The sequence below is a fragment of the Flavobacterium sp. 1355 genome (assembly GCF_017833415.1).
In the GTDB taxonomy this organism is placed as follows: Bacteria; Bacteroidota; Bacteroidia; order Flavobacteriales; family Flavobacteriaceae; genus Flavobacterium.
Map to the genome: position 1 here is coordinate 1 of NZ_JAFICC010000006.1, position 13497 is coordinate 13497.

The 13497-nt window shown below is 34.5% G+C and carries 9 protein-coding genes; 4 read left to right on the forward strand and 5 right to left on the reverse strand.

The annotated features are described in order from the left end of the window. The 3 genes from JOD96_RS08790 to JOD96_RS08800 form a co-directional block, all read left to right on the forward strand. Positions 1-807: T9SS sorting signal type C domain-containing protein (locus JOD96_RS08790; protein ID WP_209563912.1), on the forward strand; the 807-nt coding region annotated here is incomplete at its 5' end. 157 nt (positions 808-964) lie between these two features. Beyond that, positions 965-4816: a T9SS sorting signal type C domain-containing protein gene (locus JOD96_RS08795; RefSeq protein ID WP_245188378.1), complete on the forward strand. Its 3852-nt coding sequence runs from the start codon at positions 965-967 to the stop codon at positions 4814-4816. Positions 4817-5265: 449 nt separating this feature from the next. Continuing rightward, positions 5266-6162, forward strand: a complete 897-nt coding sequence (locus tag JOD96_RS08800; RefSeq protein ID WP_209563913.1) for a T9SS sorting signal type C domain-containing protein — start codon at positions 5266-5268, stop codon at positions 6160-6162. A gap of 57 nt (positions 6163-6219) precedes the next feature. On the opposite strand, the gene JOD96_RS08805 is transcribed toward JOD96_RS08800, so the two are convergent. The 4 genes from JOD96_RS08805 to JOD96_RS08820 all read right to left on the reverse strand — a co-directional run bounded on the left by JOD96_RS08805 (position 6220) and on the right by JOD96_RS08820 (position 9911). Beyond that, positions 6220-7086 carry a cupin-like domain-containing protein gene (locus JOD96_RS08805; protein ID WP_209563914.1) on the reverse strand — a complete coding sequence of 289 codons (867 nt, stop codon included), beginning with the start codon at positions 7084-7086 and terminating at the stop codon, positions 6220-6222. Positions 7087-7167: 81 nt separating this feature from the next. Beyond that, positions 7168-8256, reverse strand: coding sequence for a biotin synthase BioB (gene bioB / locus JOD96_RS08810; RefSeq protein ID WP_209563915.1), 1089 nt, complete (start codon positions 8254-8256; stop codon positions 7168-7170). Positions 8257-8428: 172 nt separating this feature from the next. Continuing rightward, positions 8429-8866, reverse strand: a complete 438-nt coding sequence (locus JOD96_RS08815; protein ID WP_209563916.1) for a hypothetical protein — start codon at positions 8864-8866, stop codon at positions 8429-8431. A 115-nt stretch (positions 8867-8981) separates the two neighbouring features. Then, positions 8982-9911 carry a bifunctional riboflavin kinase/FAD synthetase gene (locus JOD96_RS08820; RefSeq protein ID WP_209563917.1) on the reverse strand — a complete coding sequence of 310 codons (930 nt, stop codon included), beginning with the start codon at positions 9909-9911 and terminating at the stop codon, positions 8982-8984. A gap of 200 nt (positions 9912-10111) precedes the next feature. On the opposite strand from JOD96_RS08820, the gene JOD96_RS08825 reads away from it, so the two are divergent. Beyond that, positions 10112-12799 (forward strand): reprolysin-like metallopeptidase, encoded by a 2688-nt coding sequence (locus JOD96_RS08825; protein ID WP_209563918.1) that lies wholly within the window; start codon positions 10112-10114, stop codon positions 12797-12799. 24 nt (positions 12800-12823) lie between these two features. Here JOD96_RS08825 and JOD96_RS08830 read toward each other — a convergent pair whose 3' ends face one another. Then, a complete protein-coding gene (locus tag JOD96_RS08830) occupies positions 12824-13399 on the reverse strand; it encodes a ComF family protein (protein ID WP_245188379.1) in 576 nt (191 codons plus the stop codon). Between the last annotated feature and the right edge of the window lie 98 nt (positions 13400-13497).

A 13497-nucleotide genomic window follows, 5' to 3' on the forward strand; every position in this document is an offset into this window, starting at 1 on the left:
GCTGGGCAATCCTTCTTTGCCAGCGCAGCTACTGACGGAACTGTTCAGTTCAATAACGGAATGCGTGAAGGCGGACCTGAGAACGGCCAGTTCTTCAAACCCGGAAAAACAGGCAAGGAAACGGCAACAGACACGCACCGTATCTGGCTTAACCTGACCAATGACAAAGGGGCTTTCAAGCAGATGCTGGTTGGATATGTAGACGGAGCGACAAACGATTTTGACAAAAACTATGACGGAGCAACTTTTGACGGAAACATATATGTTGATTTCTACAGTGTCAATAACCAGGATAAATTTACCATTCAGGGGCGTTCACTGCCTTTTGCAGATACCGATGTGGTTCCTTTGGGATACCGAACTACAATTGCAGGTGATTTTACCATTTCAATTGATCAGGCCGATGGTGATCTTGCAAGCCAAGCTGTTTATATCGAGGACAAGACAACCGGTGTGATCCATGATCTGAAAGCCGGTAAATTTACCTTTACCACAGCAGCCGGTAACTTTAACGATCGTCTGGTATTGCGTTATACCAACAAAACACTGGGCACCGGAGATTTTCAAGATACGGAGAACGGCATTTTGGTTTCGGTTAAGAACAAGGTAATCAAAGTCAATTCGGCCAGGCAAACCATTAAGGAGGTTACGATCTTTGATGTTTCGGGAAAACTTCTTTATAATAAGAAGAAAGCCGGAACAACAGAATTACAGATTCCAAACCTGCAGGCAGCAAATCAGGTCCTGCTGGTAAAGGTAATCTTAGACAACAATTATACTACAGCCAAAAAGATTATCTTTCAATAACAGAGAAATATTTTAGCTTGAGCCCAATAAAAAAATCCATTTGCCGAAAGACAAATGGATTTTTTTATTGATAAAATTTCACCTAAAGTGGGTATTGCATTATTTATGTTCAGGATCTAAATTAGCAGTTTAATCTTACATAAACTAATTTTAGATTTTGATAAAAAAAATAATGCTGCTTGTCATTTTTATTGGCCTTTGCAGCAAATCCGAAATATATTCACAGCAAGGCAAAATCGATCGTACTTTTAATACACTTGATGACGGATCAATAGGCGATGGCTTTGATTACACTGTCAGAACGTTATCAATACAATCAGACGAAAAATTAATTGTAGGTGGAGATTATTTAAATCTCAACGGAATCCCTTCATCATACTTAACAAGACTAAACCCAGACGGATCCATTGACGAGAGTTTTAACACAGGAACCGGTTTAAATGGAAAAGTTTATTGTTCCTATATTCAGCCAGATGGCAAGATAATTATTGGTGGAAGCTTTACAGCTTTTAACGGAATCCCGGCAGGAAAATTAATCAGGCTAAATACAGATGGATCACAGGACACATCATTCAATACTTCAATTGGGGCTGTAACTGGAATTATTTATAAGATTTGTCCGCAATCTGATGGAAAAATAATTATTGTTGGAAGTTTTCCAAAATACAATAATGTAACAGTGAACAGGGTTGCCCGTCTCCTGTCTGATGGTCAACTCGATACTACTTTTAATACAGGAGCAGGTTCAGCGGTAAATATTACAAACGTTGAAGTTTTCTCCGATGGTAAAATTTTACTGGCGGGAAACTTTACATCCTTTAACGGAGTTGATGCCCATAGAATTGTGCGCTTATTTGCTGATGGCAGAATTGATAAAAGTTTTGATACGGGAATAGCTTTTAATGATGATGTAAGTGCAACAGTTTTGCAACCTGATGGCAAAATTATTTTAGGTGGAAAGTTTACAAGTTATAACGGAATTGCTGCTAATCGAATTATCAGATTAAATCAGGATGGAACTCCTGATGCTGATTTTTCTTCGGGTTCAGGATTCAGTAAAGAAGCTGTTCAGGTTATTAAAATGGATGCTTTTGGTAACATTATGGTTGGCGGATCTTTTACTGGAACGTATAATAATAACAGCGTTAATCGTGTTCATCTTTTAGATGCAAACGGAATTCTTAAAAATGATTTTGATATTGGCTCAGGTCCGGGTTCTGCATCTGTTATGGCTTTAGAATATAGTGCTGACGGATCCTGGTTTATTGGTGGATCTTTTTCGGTTTTTGATGGTATGAACCAGGGAAGACTGGCAAAAATAAATGCTGATGGGGAATACGATACAGAATATTTGTCTGCCGGAGTTGGATTTGATAATTCTGTTTTAAAAGTTCTGACTTTAGAAAATAAGCAGACAATGGTATTTGGTAATTTCAATAAATTTAATGGGGTTTTTTCTTCAAAAATTGCCAGAGTTTCAGAAACCGGAACTTTAGACGATACTTTTAATACAGGCCAGTCTGGCGCCAATTATCTTATAAAATCGGCTGTTTTACAAACAGATGGTAAAATTGTTTTTGGAGGAAGTTTCACAAAATATAACGGATCAACTTGTAACCGCATTGCTCGTATACTGCCCGATGGTGGAATAGATGCATCATTTAATACAGGTACAGGTTTTAATAATCAGATATATTCAATAGCAATTCAGCCTGATCAGAAAATTATTGTTGGAGGAAATTTTACTTCATATAATGGTTCTTCGGCCACCAGAATAATTAGATTATTACCAGACGGATCAAGAGATTCCAGTTTTAATCCTGGTTTGGGAGCAAACGCTATCATCGATGTTGTTTTCGTTCAGCCAGATGGCAAAATTTTGGTAGGAGGCAGATTTTCTACTTTCGATAGCAATTTGTTTTCAGGTTTGGTAAGGTTAAACGCCAACGGAAGTATCGATTCCGGTTTTAATACAGGAACCGGTTTTGATAAAAATGTATATGCAATTGCGCTCCAATCTGATCAGAAAATAATTATAGGCGGATCTTTTTTAAATTATAATGGAATTTCTCAACAAAAGATTCTAAGATTAGATGCTAATGGAAGTCTGGATACCACTTTTGAATCCGGTTCTGGTTTTAATAAAGGAGATGTTCTCACTATTCTTATACAACCCGATGATAAAATTTTGGTTGGAGGAAGTTTTTCAGGAACTTATAAAACCAAACCAGCATTAAGGTTAATACGTCTTTTAAAATCAGGAGAATATGACTCCAACTTTCAGGCTAATTTAAACGGAAAACTATACACTATGAATTTTACTTCTGATCAAAAGTTAATAATTGGCGGTAGTTTTAACTCTGTGTCAGGAAATTCAAAGCACAGGATTGCACGTTTAAAAATTTGTTTAGAATCGACAGTTTGGAATGGGACTGCCTGGACAAATGGTTTACCGTCTGGCGGGAAAGAAGTTACTTTCAAGGCAGATTATCCAAACTTAACTTCTGCAAGTATTTGCAGCTGTACAATTGATAGCGGAAAAACAGTAACCCTTTTTGATGGAAATACGCTAAACATTGAATTTGATTATAATGGTTCGGGAACTTTAGTTTTGAATGATATGGCCAGCTTATATCAGGACGATGATGAAATTGTAAATAGTGGAATTGTTCATGTAAAAAGAAAATCATCGCCAATTTTAAGATTAGATTATACCTATTGGTCCTCGCCGGTGCAAAATCAAAAATTGATTGACGTTTCTCCTAACACATCATCAGATAAATTTTTTTCATTTAATTATATATCGGGTTACTGGAATTCTGAAAAATCATCAGACGATATGATACTAGGAAAAGGATATATCATCCGTGGTCCTCAGGATTTTTCGGTAACATCTCCTGCCAGATTTGAGGCAATATTTAAGGGAACGCCAAATAACGGAGCTATTAATTTAGCATTAGGAAACGCACGCACTTATAATTTAATTGGAAACCCTTATCCGTCTGCTATTGATGCTGATTTATTAATAGAAAAAAACAGTGAGAATATCAATGGGACGCTTTATTTCTGGACACACAACACACCATTCAAAAACAATATATACGCATCAGATGATTATGCTGTATACAATTTATTGGGTGGAGTTGGTACCAGAAGTTCTATTTCATCCGGATTAAATGAAATAATTCCTGATGGGAAAATTGCATCCGGACAAGCCTTTTTTGTTATGAGCAAAAATTCAGGAGCAGTTGCGTTTAATAATAGTATGAGAATACAAGGTCAAAATACTACTTTTTTTAAACCCGGAAAGAATAATAAAAATGCAAATGAACCCAGTATAAAAAAACACCGTCTCTGGCTAAATTTAGAGAATTCAGAAGGTGTTTTTAAACAGATTCTGATTGGTTATATTCAGGGAATGCCAGAGGGATTAGATTATAATTCTGAAACTTTTAATGCGAATCAGTTTGTAGATTTCTATAGTATTTTAGAAAATAAAAACCTGGTAATTCAGGGTACAAGCATGCCATTTTCTGAAACAGATTCAGTTTTGCTTGGATATCAGACAAGTATTGACGGAAATTTTAGTTTAAAATTAGATCATCAGGATGGTTTGTTCGAAAATCAGAATATTTATATTGAAGATAAGGTTTTAAATAAAATACAGAATTTAAAAGAAAATCCATATTCATTTTCAACCGCAAAAGGAAGATTTAATGATCGTTTTGTTTTGCATTACATTGACAAAAAACTAAACAGGAAAAATGCAGAAGAGATTGAAAAAACTATTTTCATAGGTGTCAAAGACAAATCAATTAAGATAATCTCCACTAAAGAAAATATTCAGAAAATTGATATTTATGATGTCTCAGGAAAAGTTATTTATACTAAAAACAAAATTGATGCAGCAGAATATGAGACAGCAAATTTGCCATTTAGTAATCAGGTTTTTATAATAAAAATTACATTAACTAATTATATATTCACTCAGAAAACTCTATTTCAATAAGAGATATAGCAACTTTTAAAAGCCTGTTTGTCCATTTTATTTTTGTAATAAAATGGAATTCCCTTTAACATTTACTTCAAAAATATTTAAAAAACAGCTTCTTCTTTAATTTTTTATTCTTCCTTTAGGTTTTTGCTCCTACATTATAAGCCGTTATTTTACTGGTAAATCTTATTTTAAATGTATTAAAAAATGTGTTTAAATGTTAAATTCCTATATTTTAGCTTTGAACATTCTGACTCCTTCAAATAAAACCGTATATTGTTGTGATACTCGTACATCGCAAATTTATAAGCCTGCTACCGCCAAATTATTATTACTTACTAAATACCACAACGAAAGTATAACAGTATTTATTTACTGTTTGTTCTTCTGTTCTCAAATTATTAAGGTATTTAGAATTTGATCAGATTTTCGTCTGACTTTGTTGATTTTAAAAAAATAACGTAATGAAAAAAAAAATACTTCTCTGCCAGGCTTTGCCTCACTTTTTAGTTCGTTGTTTTTCTTTCTCTGATCATTATTCTAAAAATGGTCAATATGTAAAGGTTAAACTTTCCTTGTTGTTTTCATTTGTTTGGTTTTCGCTTTTGGCACAACATTCTCCATTTGCTAGTAATGGGTCAATAGTTATTCCTGCAGGAACAATTGTATCAAAAAATGCAGATGATATAGAACGCCATCGCGTCTGGCTTAATATGGCAAATACCCAAGGTGCCTTTAAACAATTACTCGTCGGTTATATAGAAGGAGCTACTAACGCTCATGATAATATGTTTGATGGTGAGACTCAGGATGCAAATCCATATCTTGATTTTTATAGTATGATTGGTGATAGAAAATATGTAATTCAGGGTCGTGCACTCCCTTTTTCAGATGCCGATTTAGTACCATTGGGATATCGTTCGGCACTTGTAAGCGACTTTACTATTTCAATAGATCAGGCAGATGGGAATTTAATAAATCAGGATATTTATATACAGGATAAAGTAACTGGTGCAACACATAATTTAAAAACAGGCGGTTATACTTTTTCTACGGTTATTGGCACCTTCGACGATCGTTTTATATTACGTTATACAAACAATACATTAGGAACAGGTACTTTCGAAAACATAGAGAAGGAAGTTTTCATCAGTGTAAAAAATAAGATAATCACGATTAATGCTAATGATAATTTAATTGATGAAATCTACGTTTATGATATTACCGGAAAAGAAATCTATAAAAGCAATCTAAATGATGTCGCATTTCAGATTGAAAATTTAGAATCTCAAAATCAGATTCTTTTAGTAAGAGTCATATTAGAGAATAATAATATAACTACACAGAAAATAGTGTTTTAGAAGTTAAAGTTTAAACAAAAAAAAGCAGCTGCAAAATTATGCAGCTGCTTTTTTTGTTTAAAGAGTTTTATATAAGCTCTGATGCGTATTTCGTATGGCTTGCTCGTTTTTATAATCAATCCATTTCTGTCCTTTGAATTTTCTCATTAAAATATCAAAATGGCGCATAATTAAAACATTATAAGCCGCTTTTGAAAGATTGGTAATGTTTTTAGGGAATGAGCGTAAACTCATAGAAAATCCCGGAGTTAAGTATTTCATATAATGCCAATAACCTTCTGGCATGTACAGCATTTCGCCGTGTTTTAAATTTGTGATATAACCTTCTGCATTTTTGAGGGCCGGCCATTTTTCATAGTCAGGATTATCAAAATCGATATCCTCTCTTGAAATTAAGGCATGCGGAACTTTATACATATATTTTGACTGATCCGGTGCAAACAACATACATTGTTTTTCTCCATGAAAATGAAAATGCAAAATATTGGAATAATCAATATCATAATGCATAAAAACCCTTGAACTTTGACCTCCAAAAAACAGCATTGGCAATTGTTTGACTAATTTTAGCCCAATATCAGGCCATAAAAAGTCATTTTTTAAGGTTGGGATTTCTTTCATTAGATTATAAAGAAAAATACGGTAATTGGTAGGTTTTTGTTCCAGAAGATCAATATAGTCGCTCATTTTCATTTTAGTATGCGCCTCATTAAATCCGTCTTCATGGTTTACAGGTCTGTCATCATATAACGGTACAATTGCATCACCGGCAATTTCTTTCATGTAGGACAGCTTCCATTTTTTGTAAGCAGGCCAATCTTCAGTCAATTGTTCTATGACAACCGGAATTTGTTTTTTTACATATTGGTTTACAAAATCATCTTTTGAGATTTTTTTAACTCTTTCTATTTGTTTTAAATTCATTTCTTAATAAAAAAAATTGCTTATAATCAGTGTGTTATAAGCAATTTAAAAAATTTTATCGAGAAATGTGAACTCTATTGATTAAATTTTTGATTTAATCGAAGCTTCAAGGTTTCTTTCAATGGTATGTCCCGGTCTTGACCATTTTGGTTTTTCTCCTAAAGGAGCAAATTGAGAATCGGCAGCTTCAACAGTTTTTGGCTGTGAAACTTTAGTAAATGGTTTTTGTGGATTCAATCCTAATAATTCAAACATTTTCATGTCTTCGTGAACATCAGGGTTTGGAGTTGTCAGTAATTTATCTCCTGCAAATATAGAATTTGCTCCTGCAAAAAAGCACATTGCCTGACCTTCGCGGCTCATATTTGTTCTTCCGGCGGATAAACGCACTTGTGTATCCGGCATTACAATTCTTGTAGTAGCAACCATTCTGATCATTTCCCAGATTTCAACTGGTTTTTCATCTTCCATCGGAGTTCCTTCAACAGCTACTAAAGCATTAATTGGCACAGACTCCGGTTGTGGGTTCAATGTAGAAAGAGCTACAAGCATTCCTGCTCTGTCCTCAATACTTTCTCCCATTCCGATAATTCCGCCACTGCAAACCGTAACATTTGTTTTACGTACATTCTCAATAGTTTCTAAACGGTCTTCGAAACCACGTGTCGAAATGACATCTTTATAATATTCTTCAGAAGTGTCTAAGTTGTGATTATAAGCATATAAACCCGCTTCTGCCAAACGTTGTGCCTGATTTTCGGTAATCATACCCAAAGTACAGCATACCTCCATATCCAGTTTATTAATGGTACGAACCATTTCTAAAACCTGGTCAAACTCTTCACCATCTTTTACATTTCTCCAGGCAGCACCCATACACACACGTGATGATCCGCTTGATTTTGCACGCAAAGCCTGTGCTTTTACCTGGCTCACACTCATTAGGTCATTTCCTTCAACCCCAGTGTTATAACGTGCGGCCTGCGGACAATAACCGCAATCTTCAGGGCATCCTCCTGTTTTAATAGATAATAATGTAGAAACCTGTACTACATTCGGATCATGATTTTGTCTGTGAATTGTTGCTGCTTCATACAGCAAATCCATCATAGGTTTATTATATATGGCGATTATTTCGTCTTTTGTCCAGTTGTGTTTTGTAATGCTCATTGATACATTGTTTTTGAAGCTTCAAAAGTAGTTAAATTGTTCTAATCAACCAATGATGTCTTCCGTAAATGAATATTTGATAGTTTTTTTCAAAAAAGAAACACTCTAAAATCATAGAATTATATTTTTTTATGATTTTAGAGTGCCAAAATGTTTGTTTTATTTTGAAATGTTAATCAGCAATATATTTATTATTCCAATAGAGCATCATCATCAAAGTTACAATTACCGAAGAAGCAAGTCCTTCAAACAGCAAACAAATGCAATAAGTAGGCACAGATGGATTTCCTCCAAACATAAATGCTTCTGACAACGTTTCTACATAAGCATCGCCTCCTCTGGCATAACTATAAACCAATAACCCGAAAACACTCATTGCTACACCAACTACCGAAGTTGCCATTGCAGAAACTGCGTTTGATACAAAATTGGTTTCGCCTTCCTGCAGGTTCATTCGCATTGTTTTATTCACTCCATAAAATATAAAAAATACATTTAGAGTACGCAGGTAAAATAAATCAGCTAAACCTAATACGTTCATCAATAAAAAATAAATGCCTATTCCGAGGAATATCAAAAAACCGTTGGTTATTTCTTTAGGTAGTTTCATAATGGTTATTTTTTTAGAAGTTAATAGTAAGCGTTTGATAAACAGTGCTCTATCAAATTTACTAAAAAATAACTATAATGATTTAAAAATAAAGGAAAACTATAAGTCAGGTTTCCTAAAGGCGGGCGATAAAAGCCAAAGCTGTTTTTTTATCCTGATTTAGCTGCTCTTTGAGCAACTCAACAGATCCGAATTTTTGTTCTTCGCGAAGATATTCTAATAAGGAAACCTCAATTTTATGGCCATAGACGTCAGCATCAAAATCAAAAAGATTTACTTCAATAGTTTTCTTTTCTCCATTGACAGTTGGGTTAAAACCAATATTCATCATTCCAAAAACTTCTTTTTCGTTGATGATTGTTTTAACGACATAAACACCATTTTTTGGGATTTTTTTATACTCTTCCTCAATATTGATATTAGCAGTCGGGAAACCAATTGTTCTTCCAAGCTGTTTGCCTTTTACCACTTCACCAGTCAGGAAATAAGAATAACCAAGATAATCATTGGCAAGAGCTACATTTCCTTCGTCCAGCGCTTTTCTGATTTTGGTAGAACTTACAGAAACATCCTGGATTTCCTGAGCAGAAATTTGCTCCACTTCAAAACCATATTCTTTTCCAAAAGCAATTAAATCATCAATGTTTGCTGTTCTGTTTCGTCCAAAACGATGGTCGTGGCCAATAATTATTTTATGAATATGAAATTGATCAACAAGAATGGTATGAACAAATTCTTCTGCAGTCAGTCTTGAAAAACTTTCGTTAAACGGATGAATAACAAGATTTTCGATCCCCGTTTGTTCTAAAAGCTTGGTTTTTTCAGAAATTGTATTTAAAAGTTTTATTTCTGATTTTTCCTGAAGAACCATTCTTGGGTGAGGAAAAAAAGTGAGAACCAAACTCTCGTATTTTCCATTTTCTGTGTTTTGAGTAATTCGTTCCAGAATTTTTTTATGACCAATATGTACACCATCAAAGGTGCCAAGAGTTAAAATAGTTTTCTTGGTTGTCCGAAAATCGTTTATAGAATGAAAGAGCTTCAAAGCAAATTATTTAAGATGGTGCAAATTTATACTATCTATTTTAAATTTGATACTCAGCACAATTGATTTTTTAACGAAAATTGATTTTCTTTTTAGAAAAAAGTGGCAACTCGTCGGTGAAAAATGATTAATTGTCTTTTCTTCGTAAGAATTTGATTTAATTGCTTTATTTTTGATTGCTTAAAAACAATTCTGGATTTATGAAAAAACAATTACTTTTCGTATTAGTCATTTTTTGCTGTATAAATATGAACGCTCAGTCAGATGGATTGTGGCAAAAAGCAAGTTCAGCTTCAGTAATGAAGAAAAAAGTAAATGATCAGGATTCAGGTAATTTATACTTTACATTAAACTCAGATTTTCTAAAATCAAAGCTTTCCCCGATCACAGATAAATCAAAAAAGAACACTTCAGAAATTACCTTTCCAAATCCAGAAGGAGTTTTGGAAAGATATAATGTTTGGGAATCCTCAAATTTTGATCCTGAATTACAGGCAAAATATCCGGATATTAGAGCATACGAAGGAGCTGGAATTGATGATAAATCTGCAAAAATTCATTTTAGTGTTTCTCCGGCAGGATTACAATCGATGGTGCTTCGCACAAATAAAAATCCGGAATTTATAGAAACCAATCCCGATGATAAATCACAATATGTAGTGTTTGGGTCAAAAAGTACTCTTGCAAAATCAACATTGGTATGTTCTACAAAAGAGCTTTCAGGTAGTAAGTTGTCAAAAAATGCTTCAACTGCAAAAGAAGCTTCAAATAATAAAGTTTTTAAAACACTCCGATTGGCTTTGTCCTGTACAAGTGAATATACTAATTATTTTGGCGGCACAAAAACTGGTGCGCTTGGAGGAATGAACGCTACTTTGACAAGGGTAAACGGAATTTTTAATCGTGATTTGGCTATTAAACTGGTTTTGATTGCCAATAATAATGCAGTTATTTATACTGATGCAGTTACAGATCCGTATTCAGATGCTGCAGCCGGCGCAGATGGAGCATGGAATCAGGAAGTTCAGACAACCCTTACCAATGTTATTGGAAATAGCAATTATGATATCGGACACTTATTTGGCGCTTCGGGAGGAGGAGGAAATGCCGGATGCATTGGCTGTATTTGTGCCAATCCTACTGCCGCAGAACCACTAGGAAAAGGAAGTGCTTATACTTCTCCATCTAATGATAAACCCGAAGGCGATACTTTTGATATTGATTTTGTAATTCATGAGTTTGGACATCAGTTAGGGGCTTATCATACTTTTTCATTCGATTCAGGCGAAAGTACAGGAGTAAATGTTGAGCCGGGAAGTGGATCTACCATCATGGGTTACGCAGGAGTTTCTGAGGGTTATGATGTGCAGAACAATTCAGACGATTATTTTGCATACGTAAGCATTCGCCAGATTCAGACTATACTTTCCGGAGTAAGCTGTCCTGTTAGTACAGCGCTAACAAATAATCCACCAGCTATTGATGCGGGAGAAGATTATACCATTCCAAAAGGAACAGCATTTATCCTAAAAGGAACAGGTTCTGATCCTGAAGGAGGTACAATAACATATTGCTGGGAACAAAACGACAGTTCTATAACAACATTCGGTGCAAACAGTAAAGCCTATCCAACCAAACCTGATGGGCCTTTGTTTCGTTCATTTTTGCCAAATACTTCGCCCGTTAGGTATATGCCACAACTGAGTGCAGTGCTGCAAAATAATTTATCCTCTACCTGGGAGTCAGTCTCTTCTGTGGCAAGAACTTTAAATTTTACACTGACAGGCCGTGATAATGCCGCTCAGGGAACAGCACAAACAAATACAGATGCAATGGTTGTTACTGTAAACGAAAACGTTGGACCTTTTGCAGTTACTTCTCAAAATACTGATAATATTGGCTGGGCAAATGGAACTCAGCAGACCATTACCTGGAGTGTTAATAGCACCAATACATTAGCAGGTTCTACAAATGTAAACATTAAACTTTCTACCGACGGAGGTTTGACATATCCCGTTAACCTTGCTCTAAACACACCAAATGATGGTTCAGAAACCATTACTGTTCCGGCAGATATAAAAAACACAAACTGCAGATTACTAATTGAGCCTACAGACAATATTTATTATGCTGTAAACTCAAAACAGTTTGCGATAGGATACGATGTTACCTCTGATACCAATACTTATACCTTTGCTGCACCAGTTACAATTCCTGATGGTAATATGACTTATACCACAAGAATAATAAGCGTTCCCGCTCCTGTTACTGCAGATCCGGCAGCAATTATAGATGTAGATTTGAATATTAATTTTACACATACTTATTTGTCCGATGTTCAGATAAGCATTATGAGCCCGACTGGAACAATTGTACCGTTGTTTGACGGAAGCTGTGGCAGTACTTCAAATACATTGTCTTTAAAATATGACGATTCAGGAACTACAATTGAATGTGGAATAACCACATTGCAGATAGTTATCCCTGCCGGAAAACTAAGTGATTTTAATAATCAAAGCCCTTATGGGAACTGGACATTAATGGTACGCGATATTGATGGAGGAAAAACAGGAACAATCAATAGTGCGTCGATTACAATTCAGAGTCAAAAATATACTTTAGGGACAGATGATTTTGAAAACATAGATTTCGTTCTTTATCCTAATCCGAATAAAGGGAATTTTACGGTTCAATTCACGCCACAATCAGCAGAAGGAGTTAAAATTTATGTACATGATATTTTAGGAAAAGCAGTTTATTCTAACTCTTTTGTAAGTACAGACAGTTTTAGTCAAAACATCCAGCTTCTAAATGTTTCATCCGGAATATATCTTGTAACTATTATAGATGGAGACAGAAAAACAGTTAAGAAAATAGTAGTGAACTAATCTTTTCAAATTAATAAACAAAAATCAATACGCCATTGCCATACAGACAATGCTGATTTTTGCACCCGGAATTTTTAATAAGGCACGCGAACAGGCTTCGAGTGTTGCGCCTGTTGTTAGGACATCATCAATAATTACAAAATGTTTATTGTGATTTTCTTCTGATATAATAACGTCAAACATATTTTTGATGTTTTCAGACCTGCCCGAAAGATTCTTTTTTGATTGCGTTTTAGAATAAATTTTCCTGAATAAAACAGAATCATCGTAAGGAATTTTCAAACCTTCAGATAAAGCTTTTCCAAAAGTAGCCACCTGATTATACCCCCGTTCTTTAAATTTTCTTTTATGAAGCGGAACCGGAATTATAACATCAAAAGGTATTTTTAAGTTTAAATTTTTCAAATCATTCACATACCAGTTTCCCAAAAGCGTACCGATTTCTTCCTGACCTTTATATTTAAGATTATGAATAAGTTGTTGAACAATTCCTTTTTTATTGAAGTATAATAATGCCGAAATGTATTCAATATCTACTTTTCCATAAAACTTTTTGACAGCTTCATTTTTATCATCAAGATGATATTGTGTCAGAGGCATTTCATGTCGGCATTTGGTACATATAACAGTTTCGTTAGTAACCAGGAGCGAACCACATCCGGAGCAAATTTTAGGAAAAAAGAGGTCAATAATATAAT

Bases quoted from the DNA above. Each gene is read 5' to 3' on its own strand.
- JOD96_RS08800 (WP_209563913.1), top strand. From the start codon at position 5,266: ATGAAAAAAAAAATACTTCTCTGCCAGGCTTTGCCTCACTTTTTAGTT.
- JOD96_RS08805 (WP_209563914.1), bottom strand. From the start codon at position 7,086: ATGAATTTAAAACAAATAGAAAGAGTTAAAAAAATCTCAAAAGATGAT.
- bioB (WP_209563915.1), bottom strand. From the start codon at position 8,256: ATGAGCATTACAAAACACAACTGGACAAAAGACGAAATAATCGCCATA.
- JOD96_RS08815 (WP_209563916.1), bottom strand. From the start codon at position 8,866: ATGAAACTACCTAAAGAAATAACCAACGGTTTTTTGATATTCCTCGGA.
- JOD96_RS08825 (WP_209563918.1), top strand. From the start codon at position 10,112: ATGAAAAAACAATTACTTTTCGTATTAGTCATTTTTTGCTGTATAAAT.
- JOD96_RS08830 (WP_245188379.1), bottom strand. From the start codon at position 13,399: ATGCCTCTGACACAATATCATCTTGATGATAAAAATGAAGCTGTCAAA.